The sequence below is a fragment of the Ottowia thiooxydans genome, from assembly GCF_040548795.1.
Classification (GTDB): Bacteria; Pseudomonadota; Gammaproteobacteria; order Burkholderiales; family Burkholderiaceae_C; genus Ottowia; species Ottowia thiooxydans_A.
In genome coordinates this window covers 221,990-244,435 of record NZ_JBEPSH010000007.1, presented here as the reverse complement: position 1 = coordinate 244,435, position 22,446 = coordinate 221,990, and the positions used below count along the sequence as shown (strand labels likewise).

The window sequence follows — 22,446 nt, the reverse complement described above, 5'->3', positions numbered from 1 at the left end:
CCTCCTTTTTCACTCCTTTATGAAACGCTTGTTTCATGCTGCGGGAGAATGGACTCTGTGATACCCGTTCAAAAACTACCGGAACGGCCACGAGTTCTCCCTGGGGGTGCGGGTAAATACCTACTCCCGAATGTGAAATTTTCTTTGACACGTTTGTACCAGATATCTATAGTTATGAAACAGGAATTTCAGAACACCGGCGAGTCAACACGCAAACCAACGGACAGCAGCATGCAAGAGCGAATACTGGAGATGCAGCACGACTTCACCGAAAGCGAGCAAAGGCTTGCCGAAGTGGCGCTTGCGCACATGTCCACGCTGGCTGCCTATTCGGCGACTGAGCTCGCACAGATGGCGGGCGTATCGAAGGCGACGGCAGGGAGGTTTTTCAGGCGGCTCGGTTACGAGTCTTTCAACGATGCGCGATCGCGGCAGCGCGATGCCGGTGACAAGGGCTCGCCCCTGTTCGCGCTCGCGGGGATTGAGCCCGGTGGCGTTGTGGCCGAAGACTCCCTGCGCGCTCATCTTTCCGACGATCTTCAGAATCTTGCGAACACGTTCGAGCGGCTGGATCCTGCTGATCTGAAGAAGGCCATTCTGACGCTGCAAAGAGGCCGACGCATCTTCATCGCCGGTTTCCGCAATGGACGCGTGTTAGCTCAGTACGCATGGGCCTTGCTTACGCAGTTACGTGATGGCGTTCAGTTGGTGCCCGGTGCGGGGCTGAATCTTGCGGAAGACCTGGCCGACCTGAATGAGGGCGATGTATTGCTTGTCATGGATTTCCGCCGTCGGGTGGCACTGCTGCGTCCTATGGTCGAACACGCCAATCAAGTGAGCGCACAAGTGATCGTGCTAACCGATCCGAGCGCCACCGAATTGCCAGCACGCGCGGATGTGATCCTGCGCTGCGTCAACAAAGGCGCAGGCATTTTCGATTCGTATATCGCCGCAATGTCTGTCATTAATCATCTTTGCACGAGCCTCGGACTCGCGCTGGGCCCTGCCGCACGGCAGCGTCTTGCGCAGATCGAGGCTTTGCATGACCACTACGGCGATTTGCATCGCTGACTTTTCTACTGGAGATTGTCCTTGAGCCACCCTTTGCCCAACCTTCGTTTGCAAAGCACCCTGAACGGCGCTGCACAGCCGTATGCTGAATACGGTGTGAAAGAGCGCGCCATTCTGGGCGGCGACGCCTATACGCTCGCAGCGTCTGAAATCAAACAGTGGCCAGGGTACCAGGAGACGCCACTGGTCTCGCTCAAAGGCCTGGCAAAAACGGTGGATCTAGACGCAATCCACTACAAGGATGAAGGCGGCCGATTTGGACTTGGCAGCTTCAAGGCGTTGGGCGGCGCTTACGCGGTGAGCCGTTTGCTGATCCGCGAAATCAAGGCGCGGTCCGGCGCGGCAGATGTAGGGGTGGGGGATCTTCTCAGCGGCAAATACGCTGACATCGTCAAGAGCATCACCGTGACTTGCGCAACAGATGGCAACCATGGTCGCTCCGTGGCTTGGGGGGCGCAACGTTTTGGGTGTCTATGCGTCATCTATGTGCATGCTACGGTCAGCCGAGGCCGTGTCGAGGCTATTGCGCACTACGGCGCTCAGGTGGTACGCACGGCTGGCAACTACGACGATGCCGTTCGCCAGGCGGCAGAGGACGCCGCACGTTGGGGGCGCTTTGTGGTTTCGGATACGTCCTATGAGGGCTATATGGATGTGCCCAAGGATGTCATGCAAGGTTACGCCGTGATGGCCGAAGAAGCCATATCGCAATGGCCCGAAAAAGATCTTCCAACCCACGTGTTCCTGCAGGGCGGTGTGGGTGGATTGGCGGCCGCGGTCTGCGCGCATCTTTGGGAAAAACTGGGAGACCAACGTCCGCGCTTCGTAATCGTCGAGCCCGATAAGGCCGCATGCCTGTTCGAAAGCGCGAAGGCCGGTAAACCAGTTGCCGTACATGGCGACCTCGATACGGTCATGGCAGGTCTGGCGTGTGGCGAGGTGTCGTTGCTGGCATGGGAAATCTTGCGTCCGGGCGCCGCAGCGTTCATGACGATTGACGACGAATCGGCTCTGGAAGCCATGCGAATCCTGGCTGACAGCCGTTATGGCGATGATTGCATTGTGGCCGGTGAATCTGCCGTGGCAGGGTTGGTCGGCTGCCTTGGTGCGGCAGGCAATGAGCTTGTTCGCAAGCAGTTGGGTCTTGACAAAGCGAGCCGTGTCCTGGTGTTCGGCAGTGAAGGCGCAACAGATCCAGAGCTTTATCAACGGATCGTCGGCAGGTCTCACGATGCGGTCTTGGAAGCGGCATGAGCGCGCTTGCCAAGCACCGCTTCGATGCGGTGAACAAGTTGCAGATTGATCAGCCACGGTTGCTTTCACGCATTTCAGCGCTGGGCGAAGTGGGCGCGATCGATGGCGGCGGTGTATGTCGTCTGGCACTGACTGATGCCGACCGCGACGGACGTGACCTGGTGGTTTGCTGGATGAAGGAGTTGGGCCTGGCTGTGTCGGTAGACGGCATCGGCAACGTGGTGGGCGTGCGCGCTGGCCGCGAAGATCTCGCTCCAGTGATGACGGGCTCGCACATCGACACGGTGCGCACCGGGGGGCGTTATGACGGCAATCTTGGTGTGCTTGCCGGACTTGAAGTGATTGCGAGTCTGAATGACGCCCATATCGTGACCAAACGACCGCTGGCTGTGGCCTTCTTTACCAATGAGGAAGGAGCGCGCTTTGCCCCCGACATGATGGGAAGTCAGGTGTACCAGGGAGATCTTGCTTTGGAACACGCGCTCGATACGGTGGGTATCGATGGCACCAGCGTGCGGGAAAACCTGCAGCGCATAGGCTACGCAGGTGAGGCGCCGGTTGGCAACAACCATGTGCATGCGTTTGTCGAGCTGCATGTGGAGCAGGGCCCTGTGTTGGAGCACGAAGGCATCACGATTGGTGCGGTCACCGGTGTGCAAGGCATTCACTGGACTGAGCTCACGGTGGAGGGCGTATCCAATCACGCAGGGACAACACCTATGGCGCTGCGGCATGACGCAGGCTTTGTGGCGATGCGTATTGCTGCGTTTGCGCGAGAGGTGGCCGCAGAAATGGGGAAAGGACAGCTTGCCACGGTGGGGCAGATCAATCTCACCCCCAACCTCATCAACGTGATCCCGAACCGCGCAGTCTTCACACTCGATCTTCGCAATACCGATGCCGACGCGCTGAAGAAAGCAGTAGACAAAGTGTTCGCGTTCGCTTTTCAGGTTGCTGAAGAAGAAGGCGTGAAGCTCACGCACCGCCCGCTTGCCGACTTCGACCCAGTTGCGTTTGATGAGCGCATCGTTGCCCGCGTTGAATCATTGGCCAAAGAGCAGGGCCATTCCGTGCGTCGCATGCCCAGCGGGGCGGGGCACGACGCGCAAATGCTGGCACGCATGTGTCCGGCGGGAATGATTTTTGTGCCGAGCGTTGCAGGGCTTTCGCACAACGTGAAGGAATTCACGCACGCTGTCGATATTGGAGCGGGAGCGAATCTGTTGCTCTCGTTGATGACTGAACTTGCCGAGCAGCCTTAAGACGCTATCGGTTACCGAACTGAAGACAGAAAGAGACAAATCCAATGACCCGTATTGTCAACGTGGCAGCAGCGCAGCTGGGCCCTATACAGCGCAACACTTCCCGTGCAGAAGTGATCGAGCGCCTGCTTGTACATCTGCACAACGCGGCAGCCATGGGCTGCCACGTGGTGGTTTTTCCGGAGCTTGCGCTGACCACGTTCTTCCCGCGTTGGTATCTGGAAGACCCTGCGGAAATGAACATGTTCTACGAGAGCCAGATGCCTGGCCCCGAGACGCAGAAGCTGTTTGATGCAGCGAAGAAGCTTGGTATCGGCTTCTATCTAGGCTATGCAGAGCTGAGTGTGGAAAACGGTGTCGCACACCGCTACAACACCTCCATTCTCGTGGGGCGCGATGGCGAGATTATTGGCAAATACCGCAAGGTGCATTTGCCTGGCCACGCACAGAATGAGCCTTGGCGCGCATTCCAGCATCTGGAGAAATACTACTTTGAGCCAGGCCCCTCGTTCAATGTGTGGCGAGCGTTTGGTGGCGTTATGGGCATGGCGTTGTGCAATGACCGTCGATGGCCGGAGACCTACCGCGTGATGGGCTTGCAGGGAGTGGAAATGATCATGTTGGGCTACAACACGCCCGTGCACAATCCGCCCGCACCGGAGCACGACGATCTGTCGATGTTCCACAACCAACTGGTGATGCAGGCCGGTGCCTATCAGAACGGTACCTGGGTGGTCGGCGTAGCCAAGGCAGGTAAAGAAGAGGGCTGCGAAATGATTGGTGGCACTTCCATCATCGCGCCTTCTGGAGAAGTGGTGGCGGCCTGCTCGACCAAGGGCGACGAACTGGCGATTGCCCGCTGCGATCTGGATCTGTGCAACTCCTACAAGAGCACCACTTTCAACTTTGATCGCCACCGCCGACCAGAAGCGTATTCGCGCATCACGGAACAACGTGGCGCGATTGCGCCAACTGCTGTGTAGCTATAGCAAACGACGGTAGCTCTTCTGCTGCCGTTAATTCCTTTCATTAGAAAACCAGATGCAGGCGTAGATCGACCCGCAGGGGATGGCCTTGTCTGCGAAAATCATGAGGAGACAGTTATGAGAGAAAGCAATCAAGCGACTGCCAGCACGGGCCTGATGGGTTCGCGCGCTGGCAGGGCGTTACCCGATTTATCTGGTGAAGATCGCGATAAGGGGCTCTATCGCCGTGTGGCCTGGCGGCTGATTCCATTCCTGATGGTGTGCTACATAGCCGCCTATCTGGACCGCGTGAATGTGGGTTTTGCCAAACTGCAGATGCTCGACGCGCTGCAATTCAGTGAAGCCATGTATGGTCTCGGCGCAGGCATTTTCTTCATTGGATATTTCCTCTTTGAGGTGCCAAGCAATGTGCTGATGCATCGCATCGGTGCACGCAAAACGTTGGCTCGCATCATGATTCTTTGGGGGATCATTTCAGCGGCAATGGCCCTCACCAGAACACCGACGCAGTTCTACATCTTGCGGTTTTTGCTGGGGGCAGCTGAGGCAGGCTTCTATCCGGGCATCATCCTCTATTTGACCTATTGGTTCCCGGCTCAACGACGTGGTCAGATCATCGCCGTGTTCATGACGGCCGTGCCCTTTGCAAGCATTCTAGGTGGCCCGCTTTCGGGCTGGATCATGGAGTCATTCCACTTCAAGGGTGGTTTGGACGGATGGCAATGGATGTTCATCATCGAGGCAATTCCGTCGGTGATCCTCGGCCTGGCCGTGCTGAAGTTACTGGATGATCGGGTGAGTGATGCGCGCTGGCTTTCGAATGAAGACAAAGCGCGCCTTGAGTACAACCTGCAGTCCGAGAAGGCTCAGAAGGTGGAGCATGTTTCAATGCTGTCCCTGCTCAAGGACCGCCGCGTGATTCACATGGCGTTGATCTGCTATTGCACGGTATCGAGCCTGTCCGGACTCGCCTTCTGGACGCCTTCAGTGATCAAGTCCACTGGCGTGGTCTCGCTGCTGGATGTGGGCTTGCTGACGGCGATCCCGAACATCTGTGCTGTGATCTCGATGATCCTGGTTTGCCGACATTCCGACAAGGTTCGTGAGCGTCGTTGGCACATGATTATTCCGTTCATCATCGGAGGAACAGGCTTGATCTTGTCGACCCTGTTCAGCAAGAACCCTGCGCTGGCGGTAGCCATGCTGTCCATTGCAGCCGCTGGCTGCATGGTGTGCTCGCCACTGTTTTGGAGCCTTCCTACAGCGTTTCTTGATGGCAAGAGTGCTGCCGCTGGTATTGCAGGCATCAACGCGTTTGCGGGACTGGCTGCGTTTGCCAGCCCCTATGCCATTGGCTTTATCAAGGATGCGACGGGCTCAACCGACTACGGCATGTTCTTTCTCGCAGCCTTCGCATTCATTGGGGCGTTCCTGGTGTTTCTGGTGCCGAAGAAGTTGGTCAATCGATAAAGCGTTAACCAGGGCACGAGATGGAATTGAGTGATGTGGTCGCGCTGACGCGCGAGATGGTGCGGACGCCGAGCTTGTCGGGCGACGAGGGGAGTGTCGCGGCTCTTGTCGCGCAGAAGATGCGTTCCTTAGGATTTGCCGTCACCGTCGATAGCAATGGATCGGTCCTCGGGCTGGTCGGTCCTGAAGACGCGGAAGTAGCGCTGATGTTTGACGGACATCTGGATGTCGTTCCGGTAGCCGGCGAATGGAAGCACGACCCCTTCGGCGGTGAAATCGCTGATGGGAGGCTCTATGGACGCGGCAGTACGGACATGAAGGGCGGCATAGCCGCTGCCATTTGCGCGGTGGCTGCCGCCGCGCAGACCGGGCAACTCCAGCGCCGTGTTGCCGTTTCTGCCAGCGTCATGGAGGAAGTGATCGAAGGGCATGCGCTGGCTGCGGTACTGGACTCTTGCAAACCTGCCGCAGTTGTGATTTGCGAGCCGTCCAAGCTGCAGATCAAGGCGGGGCAGAAGGGGCGCATGGAGATCCTGCTGACCTTGCATGGTCAGCCCGCGCATGCGGCCTCTCCCGAGTGCGGTGTCAATCCGTTGCATGCGGCAGCACGCGCTTTGCTTGCGCTGGATGCAATGGTCTTGGGAAAGAGCACCGATCTAGGTGATGCGTTGCTGGTTCCCACAGACATTACTTCGAGCCCATATCCGTCGATTTCGATGATTCCCATTGGCACGACGATACGGTTCGACCGCCGTACTCTGCCTGGAGAAACGGCAGAGCAGGTGATTTCGGAAATTGAGCAATGTCTGCGAGACGCGCAGGTGAACGACTTTACGGTACGTATTAGCGGCGATGCGATTAAGACCTATACCGGCGCATGCGCGAACCCCTCTCGCTGGCTGCCTGCATGGCGGCTTGATCGCGAGCATGAACTGGTGCAGCACGGCGTTTCAGCGATGCGAGCAGCGGGCTTGCTACCGACCATCGGCACCTGGCGGTTTTGCACCAACGGTTCGGAGTCCGCCGGGCGCCGGCATATTCCCACCATAGGCCTCGGTCCGGGCCGTGAGGAAGATGCTCATACGATTGACGAGTCCGTAGAGATCTCTCAGTTGGAAGGTGCGCGGGAAATCTATAGGCACCTGACGTTGGCATTGGCCGGCAGCCTGGGCTAGGCTGGCGGGCTGGGTATAAAGAAGCCGCCACTGCCGATCCCGACCTCCGACCAGACCAGGTTCTCGAGATGGCCGACACTTACATCACAGCCGGGACAATTTCCAAGGCCGAGTGGCGCGGTTTCGGGCGTCTGCACAGGGGTGTCCATTAGAGTCTGCTGCCAGCCCTCTATTGGACATCTGCGCTCACTTTTCCTGAAGTGATGGGAAACTTAGCGCTTTTAGACGATGGAGACATGGATGTCAGAGATTCTGGTGCGCGACCTTGAGATCCCCGTACGCGTCATCACGCTCAATCGACCGCGATTTCGCAACGCCTTGAATCGCGAGATGATTGAGTCGCTTCACGAGGCCTTGAAGGCATTTGAACAAAGCCCCCAGCGTGTACTGGCGATTTTGGGAAATGGTGATCACTTCTGTGCCGGTGGCGACTTGAATGATCTGCCGGCAAGATTCTGGAAATGTTTGCCCGGTATGGGTGTGCCCGTCAGCAAGCCTGTGGTGTGCGGAGTCAAGGGGTGGACCGTGGGCCTGGGGTTTACGCTTTCCATGATGTCTGACATGGTGATTGCAGGCGAGGGCACCAGGTTCTGCTTTCCTGAAGCCAAAGTAGGTTTGTTCGCCGGCATTGGAGCAGCGCTTGCGGGGAGAATTCCACAGAAGGTTGCCGTTGAATTCCTGATGATGGGCAACCCCATGGCGGCATCCCGGGCCTACGATGTGGGCATGGCCAACCGTGTGGTGCCTGATAGCGAGGTAGAAGATGCCACGCTGGAGACTGCGGCCCATCTGGCTGCGCTTTCGCCCAAGGTGGTGGCTGCAGTCAAACGCTGGACTTCCATGACGACACCCAAGTCTCCTGCCGAGAGCTTCAGTGTCGAGTCAGCCCTGGTCGCAGACATGATGGCAAGCGACGACTTGAAGGAAGGCCTTGCCGCGTTCAACGAGAAGCGCACGGCGCGGTTCACGGGAAACTGAATACGTTCCAGGGGGGACAGCCGGATCCAGGGCCGGTTTGTTTGGGCTGAACCCCAGCTTCGTCGATGCGCGAGTTGGACGCAGGTGGTATTTCCTGGGAGCGCCAAGCTCCAGCTTGGCAATTCGGGGGCACTGCTAACGCTGCAAATGCCAAGCTGGAGCTTGGCGCTCCCAGGGGGGGGGGCAGCCGGATCCAGGGCCGGTTTGTTTGGGAGGAACTCCAGCTTCGTCGATGCGCGAGTTGGACGCAGGTGGTATTTCCTGGGAGCGCCAAGCTCCAGCTTGGCAATTCGGGGGCACTGCTAACGCTGCAATGCCAAGCTGGAGCTTGGCGCTCCCAGGGGGGGGCAGCCGGATCCAGGGCCGGCTTGCTTGGGCGGAACTGAGGCTTCGTCGGTGCGCGAGTTGGACGCAGGTGTTATTTCCTGGGAGCGCCAAGCTCCAGCTTGGCAATTCGGGGGCACTGCTAACGCTGCAAATGCCAAGCTGGAGCTTGGCGCTCCCAGGGGGAGACAGCCGGATCCAGGGCCGGTTTGCTTGGGCGGAACTCCAGCTTCGTCGATGCGCGAGCTGGACGCAGATGGTATTTCCTGGGAGCGCCAAGCTCCAGCTTGGCAATTCGGGGGCACTGCTAACGCTGTAAATGCCAAGCTGGAGCTTGGCGCTCCCAGGGGGAACAGCCGGAGCCAGGGCCGGTTTGTTTGGGAGGAACTCCAGCTTCGTGGATGCGCGAGTTGGACGCAGGTGGTATTTCCTGGGAGCGCCAAGCTCCAGCTTGGCAATTCGGGGGCACTGCCAACGCTGAAATGCCAAGCTGGAGCTTGGCGCTCCCAGGGGGAACAGCCGGGGCGAGCTGCATTGATTCGGGGCCATGCCCTGGACTCCGTCTTTACAACTTGGTGGAACTCACGAACCGAATGTGACGCGCGGCCAAAAAAGTTCTAAAGATGGTACATTAAAATATCAAACTGATTGTATGCTTGCACATTAGTGCTGCACCTCAATACGTGCCGCTTCACCCCAACTTGCATCAAGCACTACCGCCATGACCAAGCCCACTATCACCCCAGAACTGGCGCAAATCCGTGACGCCATCACCGACTTGTGCGACAAGTTTGACGACGACTACTGGCTGCGGCTGGACCGTGAGCACAAGTTCCCTCACGAATTTCGCGACGCCATGGCCAAGGCTGGCTGGCTGGGCATTGCGCTGCCGGAAGAGTATGGCGGCGCAGGCATGGGTGTGACCGAATCAGCTTACATGATGCAGCTCGTGGCAAGTTCTGCCGGCACCATGGCGGCGTGTTCGAGCATTCACATCAACATTTTTGGACCGCACGCCATGGTCAAGCATGGCACAGAAGAGCAGCGCAAGCGCATGCTGCCGCCGCTGATACGCGGTGAAGACCTCACTGCCTTTGGTGTCACAGAGCCCGACGCCGGTCTGAACACCACGCAACTGACGACGCGTGCGGTGAAGACAAAGGACGGCTATGTGATCAATGGCCAGAAGGTCTGGACATCAACCGCCCAAGTGGCCAATAAGATCATGTTGCTGGTGCGCACTGCGCCGTACGATCCGAAGCGGCCCACAGAGGGCATTACGCTGTTCTATACCGATCTGAACCGTAAGCACATTGAGGTCAGGGAAATTGAGAAGCTGGGCCGCGCTGCTGTGGACTCGAATGCCATCTTCATCTCGGATCTGCCGGTGTCAGAGCAAGACCGGATTGGTGAAGAGGGGCAGGGCTTCCGGATCATTCTGGACAGCATGAACCCGGAACGCATTCTGGTGGGCGCGGAAGCTGTGGGTATCGGCCGGCGGGCACTGGCCAAAGCCACGGCATATGCCAAGGAACGCATCGTCTTCGGACGTCCGATTGGGCAGAACCAGGCCATCCAGCACCCACTGGCTGAAAGCTGGGCAGAGCTGGAAGCGGCGAACTTGATGGTCTATCACGCGGCGGAACTCTACGACGGTGGTCTTCCCTGCGGACCAGAAGCCAATGCGGCCAAGATTCTTGCAGCTGAGGCTGGATTTACTGCCTGCGACAGGGCCGTGCGCACGCATGGTGGCTTCGGGTATGCCAAGGAATACCACGTGGAGCGCTATTTCCGGGAATCCATGCTGCCCCGCATTGCGCCGGTCAGCCGCGAGCTCGTTCTAAGCCATATCGCGGAACGTGTGCTGGGCTTGCCCAAGTCCTATTGATTGCAGCGAGTGAGCTAGATTGCGGTGACTGTCGTCGCCTGAAACTACAAATCAAGCACCAATAATGGTGTGAGCGAGCGAGAACAGCAGGGCGTGAATTGGTCATTCAAGTCGTGCTCCTCTGGGGTGAGAAAAAGGTCCTTGTGATCGGGCCTGCCTTCCTTCACCCCGGTCAGACAGGTGCCGCAAATGCCCTGTTCGCATGAGGTTTCGATCTCGATTCCACATTCGGCCAAAGCTTGCACGACAGTCTTGTCCTTGGCGATGTGAATGACTTGTCCGCTGCTCGCGATCCTGACATCGAAGCTACCAGCCTCTGAAAGATCTGGTGCTTGGGCCGCAAAGAACTCATAGTGCAACTGACTCTCGGGCCAGCCGCAACTCCGGGCGGTGCCCAGCACCCAATCCATGAAGCCTTTGGGACCGCAGACATAGATGTGCGTTCCGGGGCGCAGCGTCTTCAGCTCGCATTCAAGTTCAAGCTTGGGCGCGTCGATGGCGTCGTCAAAGTAATGGGTGACATGCGCTGCGAGTGGGGCTGCTGACAAAGGCTCCACAAACGCTGTAGTGGCTTTGGAGCGAGTGCAGTAGTGCAACTTGAACGGCTGACTGTTTCGAGCCAGAAAATGCACCATGCTGAGGATGGGGGTGACGCCAATGCCTCCCGCAAAAAGCACGTGCTGCTGTGCATTGGGAGACAGTTCGAAATGGTTCCTGGGCACGCTGATTTCCAGCGAATCTCCTTCCAACACCACTTCGTGCATCGCTCTGGACCCACCGCGCGAGTTGGGATCACTCAGCACGCCCAGCACATAGCGACCGGTTTCGTCCGGATCGTTGCACAGCGAATATTGGCGAACGATGCCCCCAGGCAAGTACACGTCAATATGGGAACCCGCAGTGAACGCGGGGAGTACAGCATCGTTTGCCGCCACCAGCTCAATGCAGCAGATACCATCGGCTGCCAGTGTTTTGCGCGCCACACGCACAGTCAGTTTCGGGGTGCTCATAAGAATTTTTATCGGCGCGTGCCGTTCGGGATCACTGAGATACCGAAAGTGCGAACAATGGGTCTCCTATAAGAGGCCTCACGTGTCGTACCTTCAGTGTTCAAGCAGCGCTTTGCTGCTCCTGGGCAAGCAATTTGGTCACTGTCCTTCGCATGTGTACGCGAGCCTGATCAGAGACGATGTCGACCAAACCGCTGGTGCCGGTTTCGTCCAACATGCGTTGCTGGGCCTGAACAATGCCCTTGTCTTCACTGAACGCCACGGTAATTTCGTGAAACAGATCTTCTGTCGCCTGAGGGTCGTTCTGGCGATAGCCGTTGGCCGCAGACCAGAAGTAATAGCAGCTGTTTTCGGTCTCGGGTGTCAGGCCGTGGAAGATGCGTAGAGAGAAACCGCCTTCCTGGTCGCGGTTGTTCTGAGCATCCAGGCCCGTCTTGAGTCCGCCTGTCCACTGAATGACGCTGCCAGGCGCAACGAACTCGAACTCCATCCACCGGTCAACGCGCTCACCGATATCTGGAACGGCTTTTTTATAGGTGGGTGGTGGTGTCGAATTCAGCAACCAGCGGATAAAGTGCAGGCCGGTATCCTTGGGCGTGACTTTCATCTGCGCTTCGATGTGCGCGTTGGCATTGCTGCCACCGATAGTGCTCTTGTGCACATATGCCAGATGGGTCAGATCCATCAAGTTATCGACCATGAGCATGGAGTTGGCCTTGACGTGATAGACCTCATGTTTGTGCGGCCACTTGCCGTAATCGTTGTGATACGGATAGTCAACGATTTTGCTGACGTCGGCCTTCTCGGGGTCACCCATCCAGATCCACAGAAATTCATCCTTTTCCACCAACGGGAACGATTGAACACACGCTTTGCTGGGAATTTTTGCTTGGCCGGGAATGTGAACGCAGGTCCCTGCAGTGTTGAAGACCAAGCCGTGATAGCCGCATTCCAGGCCCGCGTCGACCACCTGCCCGTAACTCAGAGGGGTGCCACGATGACAACAACGGTCTCGCAACGCGCCTGCCTTCTGGGTAGCTTTGTCTCGAAAAATCACAATCGACTCATTGCAGATTTTGCGAGCCAGGACTTGCTCTTTGACCTCGTGAGCCCAGGCTGCGATATACCAAGCGTCTTTGATGAACATATCGTTCTCCCAACTGAAAGATGAGACGGAGAAAAGTTACTCAGTCCGATGAAGATCTAGAGAATTCTTAGGGCTCTTCGACCTAGCGAATGCGGTTGCAAGGCAATCACGTGGGCCAACCGCAAGCGGTCTTTTGGCGCGTATATATTGGCGACAAGCCTTTGACTCCTGAATTCGTTTCGACGCATCGCGAACATGTGTACTAACGTAGGCGTCAGCAGAGTGGACTGCATGAACGTATACGTGATGTGTGATTTGACGCCAATATTGCTTATTTTTCAAATGAAAAATAGAGAAAATAAGGGAAAACGAGCATGATCACGTATACGCAAAAGGCTTCGAACTAAGATAATCTGAACCATGGCAGACCAAAACCTAGAACCTACTTCCGCCAAAGACTCTCGTGCATCCCAGACGATCAAAGCCATCATGGGACTGCGCGGCTACATCATTGACGGTCGCTTGCGCCCCGGGGAGCGTGTACTTGAGCAAATGCTCGTCGACACTTTGGGCGTATCCCGTACGCCCGCGCGCACTGCAATGCAACGTGTATGCGAAGAAGGTCTGATGGAGCCGCTTCCCGGTGGAGGCTTTGCTGTGGTCAAGTTCTCGGTAAACGATGTGTTTGATGCGATTGCCGTGCGCGGAAATCTCGAAGGCATGGCGGTACGCATGGCCGCAGAACGAGGAGCGCCACCCGAAGTGCTGAAAGCGCTTAAGAAGGTCGTGAAGCAGCTCGATGTAGCGGTCGAGAATCTCAAGCATTCGTGGGACCATTTGGCTGAATACGTACGTCTGAACGATCAGTTCCACGATTTGATGCAAGACACTTGCAATAGTCCGATGGTGAAGCGCTCGCTTGAGCGACTGGTGGTGCTTCCCTTTGCCACGCCGAATGCCTTTGCAAGTGCTTCCCCGCTGAATCTGGACGGGTTGCTGCAAGTGGTGATCTATGCGCAGGAGCAGCATCGCTCCATTGTGGAAGCCATCGAACTCCGCGAAGGCACGCGAGCTGAAGCGTTGGCGATTGAGCATTCGCGCTCAACCTGGAAATACCTTCATCAGATCTTCTTGCAGGGAGACTCGTCGCTGGATCTGGCGGGCTTGCGCATGATCGTGCGTCCTTGAAGGCCTGCACATTGCAAGCGCCGGCTGCAGCGAAAAAGCTCATGGCCCCTCCCGCACGCTCTTCCTGTGTTGCCGAATGCAACACGTCAAACGCCTAGAAGTTGCGCGAGTTTTTCGGGTTGAGCCAACAATTGCGCTGAATTGGTGGCCACCACGAGACGGCCTTTTTCCATCACGACGGCATGATCGGTGTGCGCAAGAACCTTTTTGTAGTCGCGGTCAACAATGAGCGTGGATATGCCGGCTTGGCGGATCTCTGCAACCACACGCCAGATCTCGTTGACCACCAAAGGCGCCAGGCCTTCAGTGGCTTCGTCCAGGATCATCAGGCGCGGATTGGTCATCAGGGCCCGGCCGATGGAGACCATTTGCTGCTCGCCACCTGAGAGCTGGTCTCCGCGGTTGCTCCAGCGTTCCTTGAGGCGCGGAAACGTCTCCAGTACGCGCTCGCATGTCCAATGGCGGTCGCCTCCCAAACCTGCGCGTGCGCTCATTTGCAGGTTTTCCTTGACGGTCAGGTTCGGGAACACGCCACGGCCTTCGGGCACGTAGCCGACACCGAGGCGCGCCATCTTCTCGGGTGGAGAGTTTGTCATGTCACGGGCATCGGCAAAGATTTTTCCCGCTCGTGCTTGCACGTAACCCATGAGTGTGCGGATCAACGTGGTCTTGCCCATGCCGTTGCGGCCAAGGAGGCCGACTGCCTGGCCTTGCTTCAGGTCCAGACTTACCCCTCGCAAGATGTGGCTATCACCGTAATAGGTGTGAATGTCCTCGATGCGGAACATCGTTGTTGATGCAGCGGTCGTCGTCGTTTGGCCTGCGAGTGGTTCAGCCATGCTGTTCTTCTCCCAGATATGCCGTTCGTACAACCGGGTTGACACGTATCTGGTCGGGCGTGTCCGTGGCAACCACACTGCCGTTGACCATCACGGTGATGCGATCGGCGATGCGAAATACCGCGTCCATATCGTGCTCGACCAGCAGCACGGCGTGACCGCTTCTCAGCTCGCCCAGCAAACCAAGCATGCGCTCCGTTTCTTCTGAGCCCATGCCGGCAAGCGGTTCGTCCAGCAACAATACCTGCGGCTGCGTCGCCAGACACATGGCAACCTCCAGCTGTCGCTTGGCGCCGTGACTCAGGCTGCCCGCGTGCGTGTTGGCATGCACCCCGAGTCCAGCGCGTCCAAGCGCAATGCGCGCGCGCTCAAGGCTCGAAGCACAATGCGACGAGGCTTGCCAAATGTGCCAGGGTCTGCTGTGCGATTGAGCCTGGGCCGCAAGGCGACAGTTCTCGAGCACGGTGAACTCCGGGAATATCGTGGTGCGTTGATAACTTCGGCCTATACCCGCTCTGGAGCGGCGTGGCTGCGGCATGTGTGTGACGTCTTTGCCTTTGAGGGTGATGGTGCCGCTTGAAGCAGGCATTTCGCCTGACAGCATGTTGATCAGTGTGGATTTACCTGCGCCGTTGGTTCCGATGACGGCGTGAACTTCACCATCGCGCAAATCGAGATCGACGTTGTTCACCGCAATGAGTCCTCCAAAGCGTCGTGTCAAACCGCGAACCGAGAGCTTGGGTGTTCTTGCATCAGTCATGCTGTGCTCCAGATGGAGCTTTGGCAAAGCGCCACTTCTTGAGTTGATCGCCAAGTCCCATCACGCCGCTGGGCAGCAAAGCGACGAGCACGATGATGGAAATGCCGAGCGTCAGTTGCCAGTGATCGGCCAGATTGCCGACCACCGCGTGCGTACCGAGCAATTCCTTAAGTACCACGAACGCAACGGTGCCGATGACTGCTCCGCGCAGTGAGCCGATGCCGCCCAGGATGACCATCAGCAGGACCTCGCCAGAATGATTCCATGCCAACAGCTCGGGATTTACTACACCATCTCGCGCTGCAAGCAAGAAGCCTGCAACTCCGGCGAGCGCACCAGCGATCACAAATGCCGCGAGCTTGTACCAATAGGTGCTGAACCCTGCGGCGCGCATGCGTTGTTCATTCACGCGGATCCCCGCCAGTGCCGCACCGAAGCGCGAGCGGCGAATGAGTGTCAGCAGACCATATACCAATACCAGAGACAGGAGCACTACGTCATATTGCGTGCGGCTGTTTTCCATGTCGATGAAGCCGATGGACGGGCGCGCATGGAGGTAGACGCCGTCGCTGCCACCGCCCACGCTGGTGTCGTGAAAAACAAAGAACGCGAGCTGTGCAAACGCGAGCGTCACCATGATGAAGTACACCCCCTTGGTGCGCAGACTAAGAGCTCCGATGACCAATGCGCTCAGCGCAGCCGCAACCACAGCTGCGCCCAGAAGCATCAGTAGATTGCCGCCTTCTGGCGGCATGGCGAGCACAGTGGCGTACGCACCAATACCAAAGAATGCGGCGTGGCCGAGGCTCACCAACCCTGTGCCGCCGACCAGCAACTGCAGGCTGAGCGCAAAGATCGACATGATCATGACCTTCACGACCAGATCCGAGAGGTACGAGGACCACAGCGGCGCCGCCACGGCAAGCGCTATCGCACAAATCAGCGGAACCGTCAGATTCAGCCACCTCCATGCACTGGCACTGCGTGGTGTCGAATGGGACAGATCTTTGGAAGAGGGGATTGGTGCTTGGACGCGCGCGTTTTCATCATCGCGCACGTTTTGCGCTGCAGGGTGCGCATGAAGGGTTTGGCTTGTCATGGCTCAGCTCCTTTTGCCCATCAGGCCTTCGGGGCGCCATACCAAAATGACCGCCATGAGCAGATAGATGCTCATTCCGCTTAGTTCCTGAAAAAACACCTTGCCAAACGTGTCCACAAAGCCCACGAGAAGCGAAGCCAGCAGCGCACCGGTGATGGATCCAATGCCGCCAATGACCACTACCACGAAACAGATGATGAGCACGCTCCCGCCCATGTGGGGGTAGACAGAGCTCATCGGTGCAGCGATCATGCCCGCGAGCGCGGCCAGCGCCACGCCCATTGCAAAGACGATGCGGTACAGACGCTTGATGTCGATGCCCAGTCCGCGCACCATGTCGCGATTGCTGGCGCCCGCGCGCACCGTCATTCCGAGGCGTGTGCGGTTGACCATCCAATACATGAGTAACGCCACAAGCAGGCAAGTGACTGCAGCAAATACGCGGTACCACGGGTAGGTCATGATGCCGGCCAATGAGAAGCTGCCAGAGAGCCAGGCGGGCACCTGCACACCGTGCACATCGTTGCCCACGAGAATGGCGCGCAACTCTTCAAACACCAGAATCAAGCCGAAGGTCATCAGCACCTGTTGCAGATGATCGCGCTCATAGAGAAAACTGAAGAATGCCCATTCCAGGACGTACCCAATGACCACGGCCAGAACCACACCCACCAGCAGCATGCTGATGAAGTGCTGGCCCATATAAGGCGCGAGCGTGAACGCCATATACGCGCCGATCATGTAGAAGCTGCCGTGCGCAAGATTGATCACACCCATGATCCCGAAAATCAGCGTCAGCCCCGAGGCCAGCAGAAACAGCAATAGTCCGTACTGAATCGAGTTCAGACACTGCACCAGAAACGTAGCTAGATCCACGGCAACCTCTTGTCGTGTTGAAGAGCGAACTGAATCCGTGCGTCGGCTGTGAACCGACTCACGCAATTCAAGGCATGACGTCCCTTGCGGGTTTTTCGATCAGAGCTTGCAGCCGCGTGCCGGATCAGCCAGCTTCTTTGCTGCGATGCTGACTTTGGTGTTCTGCTTGCCCTCTACCTTGCGCAGATAGATGTCCTGCACAGGGTTGTGCGACTTGCTTATGGTGAAGTCCCCGCGCGGGCTTGCAATGGTGGCTTTCTCAATTGCAGCGCGGAAGAGATCTTTCTTGGAGATGTCGCCTCCCGCAGCCTTCAAGCCCACCGCCAGCATTTGCGCTGCGTCGTAGCCCTGCACGGAGTAGACATCGGGGGTAAGTTTGTAGGCTTTCGCGTAGTTGGTGCGGAAAACCTTGTCGCGTTCCGTGCCCAGTTCATCTGCGTAATGCAATGTGGTGAGAATGCCTTCGGCGGAGGACCCTTGCGCTTCGAGCGTGCCATCCGTGAGCGCGCCTTGGCCATACAGCGGGATGGTCTTCGACAGACCTGAGGCGTGGTAATCCTTCACAAATTTCACGGCACCGGAGCCGGCAAAGAAGGCAAAGACTGCATCGGGCTTTGCAGCAGCGATTTCGGTCAAGAATGCCTGAAATTCCACGTTTGGAAACGGCACCGTGAGTTGCCTGGTGACCTTGCCACCGTTCTTTTCAAATCCTTCCTTGAAGGCACTTGACGCTTCTTCACCGGCCGCATACTTCCAGTTGATGGTCATGGCATTTTTCTTGCCTTCCTGCTTGGCCGCGATAACCCCCATTGGATAGGAGATCTGCCAATTGCTGAAAGATGAGCGGAAGATGGTGGGGCCGCACATCACTCCGGTAACTGCATCGGCGCCAGCGTTGGGTACGATGAGAATAGTGCCGCTTTCCTTGGCTGCGCGAGCCATAGCCATGACTACGCCGGAATGCACCGTGCCCACGAGCACATCGACATTGTCACGTTTGATCAGGCGGTTGACGTTGTGAATGGCCTTGGAGGGATCAGACTCGTCGTCGACCTTGAAGTATTCGATCTCCCGCCCGCCGAGCTTGCCGCCTTGCTCGCTGACGTACATCCGAAAACCGTTCTCAATGGCCGCCCCCAATGCTGCAAACGTACCGCTCGCCGGCAACATCAGGCCCACCTTGATCTTCTCGGTGGGCTGTGCCCAGGCGCTGCAAGTGATGGCTGAGACCGCAGTGAGGGCTACAGCGCGCCTCACTAGCCGTTGAATTTTTCCATTGCCCATCTTCCGCTCCTTAGGTGCGTTTTGTACCGAGCCCGATCGCTCATGCTCTGCACGCTACGCAAACTGCCAGAAGCTATTCACGTATACGTTGATGCTGATTTGATGTCATATTTGAATGAGATTCAAGCTAAATTTAGCCAAATATAGGGTAAACGAGCATATTTATGTATACGTGATGCTGGGCTAGAAGAGACCCACGGAGAAGACGGAACATGGAAATCGCCCCTTTCTTTTTCGTCCCGGATGGCCCGACCCACGGGTAGGCAGACCAAGGAGGGCTCTGCGACAGTGCTGGATCCCCGCCTCTGCGCGGGGCCGGCTATTCGTGGATGAAGGGAAGAAGCGGGAGGGCGAAAGCGACGGATGCCGGCAAACGGGTCAGTTTGAAAACATGCAGTGCATGGGAGTTCTTTTGACCAGTCAGTTGGCTGCCAGCGTCTGATTGGAGCTGCAGTGGTGCGAGGATGTCACGGTTCTCATTGTGAGCCGTGGAATAAGTCCTGAACTAAATTACCAGGCGCAGTACGCAAGCTGCGAGGAGAATCGAGCGTGAGATTCGAGGGAGCTAAGGCAGATCGGATGTCTTCGGCACCTTCCCTTGGCACCGATACGAAGCAAGTCAAAGCTATCAAGCATCGACTTCATCAAATTGAGGGTCGCGCGCGAGGTCTTGGTCGATGCCCATCACTTCGCTGGCACGCTCCAAGGCTTGCCAGAGGGTCGCGGGCATCTTCAGAATTTCATCGGGCGACCCGGCCTGCGCAATCCATGCGCCGATTTGAGCGTGCTGATCTGAGGTCAGCAAGTCGAGGTGCAGCATCTCGTCTATGGTTTTCATTGTGGTCAACAGGTTGCGTCTGGCAATGGGCCCCAAGAGCAGTCTCCCCAGGGCTAGCGTATGAACATGCGGCCGCGAATTGAAAGATCAAGGGGATACCTCGGTCTCGGCGAGAGGGCTCAGGACAGGCTTGCGAAGCGTTGTGAAAAGGTTCTATCCTTGGACAGGCTTCAATGAACAGCGTTTCTTTTTCGGCAGTGGACTCACAACAACCCGTTCGCGCTGAGCCTGTCGAAGCGTTGCGCGAGGCCACTTCGACACGCTCAGGACAGGCTTCGACAGGCTCAGCCCGAACGGTTTTAGGTAGTTCAAATGCTACTTTCTACTTGACCCAAACCATAGAACCTCAGTTCGAACGGTGTTTTTTGTTCGAAGGACGCTTTTCGCTTGCAGGATGTCATCGAAGCTCAGGGCAGGACACGCTCAACGCGAACGGTTTTATTCTTGACCGAAACCATAGAACCATCCGCCTGATAGGCCTTGATAAATCAGCGAGCTCCAGAACCAGCAATGCCGGCTGCCTGCAAAGCGGCAATTTCCTGATTGTTGAAGCCGAGTTCGCGCAGAACTTCCTGCGTATGCTCTCCGTGCTGTGGAGCAGGGCGTTGGAGGCCGGTGCGCAAGCCATTGAATCGCAGAGGTTGGGCAACTGACTTCATTTGACCCAGGGTAGGGTGCTCATACTCAAACACCATGCCGCTTTCCCGCGTGTGAGGGTGCGATGACAGCTCTCCCAGAGTGTGCAGCGGAGAGCATGGGATGCCGGCTTCATCCAATACTTTCAGCCAATCAGCCCGGCCCCGGGTCTTCATGGCTTTTTCAACGTAGGCCAGCGTTTCCGCGCGGTGCGCTACGCGGGCGGCGTTGGTCGCAAAGCGGGAGTCGTCCTTGATGGCTTGAAGATCGGCGATGGCGCAAAAGCGCTGCCAGAGCGAATCGTTCGCGACGCCCAGTATCAGAGGCTTGTCTGCTGTTTCAAAAACTTGGTAAGGGCAAAGGGATTCATGGCCTGAGCCGGGCCGCTCTGGCTCCGTGCCGCGCTCCCAATAGTTCTGCAGGAAATAGCCAAGAAATCCGGTGGCGGTGTCGAACAGGGAGGCTTCGACGGTGCAGCCTTCGCCCGTGCGTTCACGTGCCTGCAGGGCGGCGAGGATGCCCACCAATGCGTGCAGGCCTGTGCCCTGATCGACTGGGGAGAACGGGCTACGTACCGGAGGGCGGCCCGGTTCGCCAGTGATGGAAAGCATGCCGCTGAAGGCCTGGAGGATGACGTCATAGCCCTTGCCCTGGTTCATGGAGCCTTGGCTGCCGTAGCCGGATATGTCGCAGCAGATGAGCCTGGAATTGAGCGCACGCAAGGTAGCAGGGTCGATTTTGAGCTTGGCCGCAACGCCAGGTCCAAAGCTCAGGATGGCCACATCGGCCCAGCGGGCGAGCCGGTACACGACTTCCTTGCCTTCCTCACTGGCCAAGTCGACGGCCAACGAACGCTTGTTTCGATTGGCACTTAGAAATATGGCGCCAGTCTGAGTGTCCCCCCCTTGGCGCAAAGGCGGCCAGCCCCGGGTTTCATCTCCGCTGCGTGGCGGCTCAATCTTGATGACATCAGCTCCCATGTCCCCGAGGTATTGGGCGCAGAGCGGGCCTGCGAGCACTTTGGAGAGGTCGAGTACGCGCAGACCGGCAAGAGGTGAGGGTGTTTTTTCAGTCATACAGGGGAGTGTGAGTGAGTTGTTTCCGGCGATGAGAGTTTTCGTAACTCATGGCAATCAACCTACCACCGTTCACGCTGAGCCTGTCGAAGCGCTGCCCAAGGCTTCGACCCTTCGACAAGCTCAGGCCAGGCCGAGCTCAGTCGGAACGGGTAATTGTCATGGTTTATGAAAGTCTCAGTAGTGTGTCGTGGGCCTTGGTGGGAGCGCCGAAAGTCCAGTGATCGAATGCCGAAGACCGCAAGAACGCGCCAGCGTGGGGTAATCCCTATGAGGCATTCTGAAAGGTTTGCTAGCATACTAAGATCAAGTATACCGATCAATCCAGCATCTGAGGAATCCCATGCGTCCGTTGAAAATCCTGCGCTTCCTGCCGCGTGCCCTGATGGGGCTGACTCTGGTGGCTGCCACGACGGCGATGGCGCAGGGCTACCCGAACAAACCCATTCGGTTGATCGTTCCTTACGCTGTGGGACAAGGCACTGATATCGCCGCGCGCTATATCGGAGATGAGTTGTCCAAGGAGATCAAGCAGCCGGTGATAGTCGATAACCGGCCAGGCGCGGGCGGCAATGTGGGCACTCAGGCAGCGGCGCGGTCCCCCGCTGATGGGTACAACATCATGATTGGCACCAACGCCACGCACGCGGCCAACGCGTACCTCTATGCAAATACCGGGTTTGACGGACTGGCTGATTTCGAGCCCATCGCCATGGTCGGCATTTTGCCCCTGGTGTTTGTGACCAAACCCTCCAATGCCATCAATTCCATGCAGGACCTTGTGAAGGCTGCACGTGCCAAGCCAGACGGCTTGAACATTGCAGTGTCCACCACGACTTGCCGCCTGGCATATGAGCTTTTCAAGTCGCGTGGCGAGGCGCCCATGTTCCCGATTGACTTCAAAGGAAGCGCCCAGGCTCTGACAGGTGTCTTGGGGGATCAGGTGGAGTTCATGGTCGACACGATCACTTCACTTCGCGCTGCGGTCACCAGCAACCAGGTCAAGGCGCTCGGAGTCACTTCCGCGCAGTCTAGCAAGCTTTTGCCAGGCGTGAAGTCCCTGGCTGAGCAGGGCATCTCCGGGTATGAGCTCGTGGGATGGACTGTTTTCTACGCACCCAAAGGCACACCGCAAGAAGCCTTGAATGTGCTGGCAGCAGCGCTCAACAAGGCCATGGCTCGTGCCGACGTTCAAGAGAAGCTGTTGCAGCTTGGGATCGAGCCGCAACGCAAATCCATGGATGAACTCAAAGCGTTTGGCCAGGCTGAAAAAGAGAAATGGGGCAAGCTGATTCAAGGGGCTGGGTTGAAGCCTGCCACGTGATAGAGGGCGCACAAGCCGTGC

Annotated in this window: 19 protein-coding genes; 10 read left to right on the top strand and 9 right to left on the bottom strand. The window is 57.5% G+C overall.

The features are described 5' to 3' along the window. Window positions 1–174 precede the first annotated feature (174 nt). The 8 genes from ABIE13_RS18215 (at window position 175) to ABIE13_RS18180 (ending at window position 10,408) form a co-directional block, all read left to right on the top strand. The gene (locus ABIE13_RS18215; RefSeq protein WP_354446021.1) at window positions 175–1,071 is read left to right on the top strand and encodes a MurR/RpiR family transcriptional regulator; all 897 of its coding nucleotides are present in this window, start codon (window positions 175–177) and stop codon (window positions 1,069–1,071) included. Between the two features lie 21 nt (window positions 1,072–1,092). Continuing rightward, entirely contained in the window at window positions 1,093–2,325 is a 1,233-nt protein-coding gene (locus ABIE13_RS18210; protein ID WP_354446019.1) for a diaminopropionate ammonia-lyase, read from the top strand. Further along, window positions 2,322–3,587, top strand: a complete 1,266-nt coding sequence (locus ABIE13_RS18205; RefSeq protein WP_354446017.1) for a Zn-dependent hydrolase — start codon at window positions 2,322–2,324, stop codon at window positions 3,585–3,587. The genes ABIE13_RS18210 and ABIE13_RS18205 overlap by 4 nt, the downstream gene beginning before the upstream one ends. A gap of 44 nt (window positions 3,588–3,631) precedes the next feature. Further along, entirely contained in the window at window positions 3,632–4,570 is a 939-nt protein-coding gene (locus ABIE13_RS18200) for an N-carbamoyl-D-amino-acid hydrolase (protein ID WP_354446015.1), read from the top strand. Between the two features lie 159 nt (window positions 4,571–4,729). Next, window positions 4,730–6,043 carry an MFS transporter gene (locus tag ABIE13_RS18195; RefSeq protein ID WP_354446429.1) on the top strand — a complete coding sequence of 438 codons (1,314 nt, stop codon included), beginning with the start codon at window positions 4,730–4,732 and terminating at the stop codon, window positions 6,041–6,043. Between the two features lie 20 nt (window positions 6,044–6,063). After that, window positions 6,064–7,218 (top strand): YgeY family selenium metabolism-linked hydrolase, encoded by a 1,155-nt coding sequence (locus ABIE13_RS18190; protein WP_354446013.1) that lies wholly within the window; start codon window positions 6,064–6,066, stop codon window positions 7,216–7,218. A 240-nt stretch (window positions 7,219–7,458) separates the two neighbouring features. Then, complete coding sequence (locus tag ABIE13_RS18185) at window positions 7,459–8,196, top strand: enoyl-CoA hydratase/isomerase family protein (RefSeq protein WP_354446011.1); 738 nt, start codon at window positions 7,459–7,461, stop codon at window positions 8,194–8,196. A 1,045-nt stretch (window positions 8,197–9,241) separates the two neighbouring features. Continuing rightward, window positions 9,242–10,408, top strand: coding sequence for an acyl-CoA dehydrogenase family protein (locus ABIE13_RS18180; protein WP_354446009.1), 1,167 nt, complete (start codon window positions 9,242–9,244; stop codon window positions 10,406–10,408). Window positions 10,409–10,452: 44 nt separating this feature from the next. Here ABIE13_RS18180 and ABIE13_RS18175 read toward each other — a convergent pair whose 3' ends face one another. Continuing rightward, entirely contained in the window at window positions 10,453–11,418 is a 966-nt protein-coding gene (locus ABIE13_RS18175) for a PDR/VanB family oxidoreductase (RefSeq protein WP_354446007.1), read from the bottom strand. Window positions 11,419–11,518: 100 nt separating this feature from the next. After that, entirely contained in the window at window positions 11,519–12,565 is a 1,047-nt protein-coding gene (locus ABIE13_RS18170) for an aromatic ring-hydroxylating dioxygenase subunit alpha (protein ID WP_354446005.1), read from the bottom strand. A 360-nt stretch (window positions 12,566–12,925) separates the two neighbouring features. Between ABIE13_RS18170 and ABIE13_RS18165 the strand changes: the two genes are divergently transcribed. After that, on the top strand, window positions 12,926–13,693 hold the full coding sequence (locus tag ABIE13_RS18165) for a GntR family transcriptional regulator (protein ID WP_354446003.1): 768 nt from the start codon (window positions 12,926–12,928) through the stop codon (window positions 13,691–13,693). 86 nt (window positions 13,694–13,779) lie between these two features. Here ABIE13_RS18165 and ABIE13_RS18160 read toward each other — a convergent pair whose 3' ends face one another. The 7 genes from ABIE13_RS18160 to ABIE13_RS18130 form a co-directional block, all read right to left on the bottom strand. Further along, entirely contained in the window at window positions 13,780–14,481 is a 702-nt protein-coding gene (locus ABIE13_RS18160) for an ABC transporter ATP-binding protein (protein ID WP_354446427.1), read from the bottom strand. 43 nt (window positions 14,482–14,524) lie between these two features. Next, entirely contained in the window at window positions 14,525–15,292 is a 768-nt protein-coding gene (locus tag ABIE13_RS18155) for an ABC transporter ATP-binding protein (RefSeq protein WP_354446001.1), read from the bottom strand. Next, entirely contained in the window at window positions 15,285–16,391 is a 1,107-nt protein-coding gene (locus tag ABIE13_RS18150) for a branched-chain amino acid ABC transporter permease (RefSeq protein WP_354445999.1), read from the bottom strand. The genes ABIE13_RS18155 and ABIE13_RS18150 overlap by 8 nt, the downstream gene beginning before the upstream one ends. A 3-nt stretch (window positions 16,392–16,394) precedes the next feature. Next, on the bottom strand, window positions 16,395–17,267 hold the full coding sequence (locus ABIE13_RS18145) for a branched-chain amino acid ABC transporter permease (RefSeq protein WP_354445997.1): 873 nt from the start codon (window positions 17,265–17,267) through the stop codon (window positions 16,395–16,397). Window positions 17,268–17,366: 99 nt separating this feature from the next. Continuing rightward, window positions 17,367–18,551 carry an ABC transporter substrate-binding protein gene (locus ABIE13_RS18140; protein ID WP_354445995.1) on the bottom strand — a complete coding sequence of 395 codons (1,185 nt, stop codon included), beginning with the start codon at window positions 18,549–18,551 and terminating at the stop codon, window positions 17,367–17,369. A 628-nt stretch (window positions 18,552–19,179) separates the two neighbouring features. Continuing rightward, a complete protein-coding gene (locus tag ABIE13_RS18135; protein WP_354445993.1) occupies window positions 19,180–19,389 on the bottom strand; it encodes a hypothetical protein in 210 nt (69 codons plus the stop codon). 488 nt (window positions 19,390–19,877) lie between these two features. Further along, window positions 19,878–21,101, bottom strand: a complete 1,224-nt coding sequence (locus ABIE13_RS18130) for a CaiB/BaiF CoA transferase family protein (protein ID WP_354445992.1) — start codon at window positions 21,099–21,101, stop codon at window positions 19,878–19,880. 343 nt (window positions 21,102–21,444) lie between these two features. Between ABIE13_RS18130 and ABIE13_RS18125 the strand changes: the two genes are divergently transcribed. Beyond that, window positions 21,445–22,425, top strand: a complete 981-nt coding sequence (locus ABIE13_RS18125) for a Bug family tripartite tricarboxylate transporter substrate binding protein (protein ID WP_354445990.1) — start codon at window positions 21,445–21,447, stop codon at window positions 22,423–22,425. Window positions 22,426–22,446 lie beyond the last annotated feature (21 nt).

What these genes read in the sequence shown, in the direction of transcription:
- ABIE13_RS18215 (WP_354446021.1), top strand. Translation starts at nt 175, where the DNA reads ATGAAACAGGAATTTCAGAACACCGGCGAGTCAACACGCAAACCAACG.
- ABIE13_RS18205 (WP_354446017.1), top strand. Translation starts at nt 2,322, where the DNA reads ATGAGCGCGCTTGCCAAGCACCGCTTCGATGCGGTGAACAAGTTGCAG.
- ABIE13_RS18200 (WP_354446015.1), top strand. Translation starts at nt 3,632, where the DNA reads ATGACCCGTATTGTCAACGTGGCAGCAGCGCAGCTGGGCCCTATACAG.
- ABIE13_RS18195 (WP_354446429.1), top strand. Translation starts at nt 4,730, where the DNA reads ATGGGTTCGCGCGCTGGCAGGGCGTTACCCGATTTATCTGGTGAAGAT.
- ABIE13_RS18190 (WP_354446013.1), top strand. Translation starts at nt 6,064, where the DNA reads ATGGAATTGAGTGATGTGGTCGCGCTGACGCGCGAGATGGTGCGGACG.
- ABIE13_RS18185 (WP_354446011.1), top strand. Translation starts at nt 7,459, where the DNA reads ATGTCAGAGATTCTGGTGCGCGACCTTGAGATCCCCGTACGCGTCATC.
- ABIE13_RS18180 (WP_354446009.1), top strand. Translation starts at nt 9,242, where the DNA reads ATGACCAAGCCCACTATCACCCCAGAACTGGCGCAAATCCGTGACGCC.
- ABIE13_RS18175 (WP_354446007.1), bottom strand. Translation starts at nt 11,418, where the DNA reads ATGAGCACCCCGAAACTGACTGTGCGTGTGGCGCGCAAAACACTGGCA.
- ABIE13_RS18170 (WP_354446005.1), bottom strand. Translation starts at nt 12,565, where the DNA reads ATGTTCATCAAAGACGCTTGGTATATCGCAGCCTGGGCTCACGAGGTC.
- ABIE13_RS18165 (WP_354446003.1), top strand. Translation starts at nt 12,926, where the DNA reads ATGGCAGACCAAAACCTAGAACCTACTTCCGCCAAAGACTCTCGTGCA.
- ABIE13_RS18160 (WP_354446427.1), bottom strand. Translation starts at nt 14,481, where the DNA reads ATGTTCCGCATCGAGGACATTCACACCTATTACGGTGATAGCCACATC.
- ABIE13_RS18155 (WP_354446001.1), bottom strand. Translation starts at nt 15,292, where the DNA reads ATGACTGATGCAAGAACACCCAAGCTCTCGGTTCGCGGTTTGACACGA.
- ABIE13_RS18150 (WP_354445999.1), bottom strand. Translation starts at nt 16,391, where the DNA reads ATGACAAGCCAAACCCTTCATGCGCACCCTGCAGCGCAAAACGTGCGC.
- ABIE13_RS18140 (WP_354445995.1), bottom strand. Translation starts at nt 18,551, where the DNA reads ATGGGCAATGGAAAAATTCAACGGCTAGTGAGGCGCGCTGTAGCCCTC.
- ABIE13_RS18135 (WP_354445993.1), bottom strand. Translation starts at nt 19,389, where the DNA reads ATGAAAACCATAGACGAGATGCTGCACCTCGACTTGCTGACCTCAGAT.
- ABIE13_RS18130 (WP_354445992.1), bottom strand. Translation starts at nt 21,101, where the DNA reads ATGACTGAAAAAACACCCTCACCTCTTGCCGGTCTGCGCGTACTCGAC.
- ABIE13_RS18125 (WP_354445990.1), top strand. Translation starts at nt 21,445, where the DNA reads ATGCGTCCGTTGAAAATCCTGCGCTTCCTGCCGCGTGCCCTGATGGGG.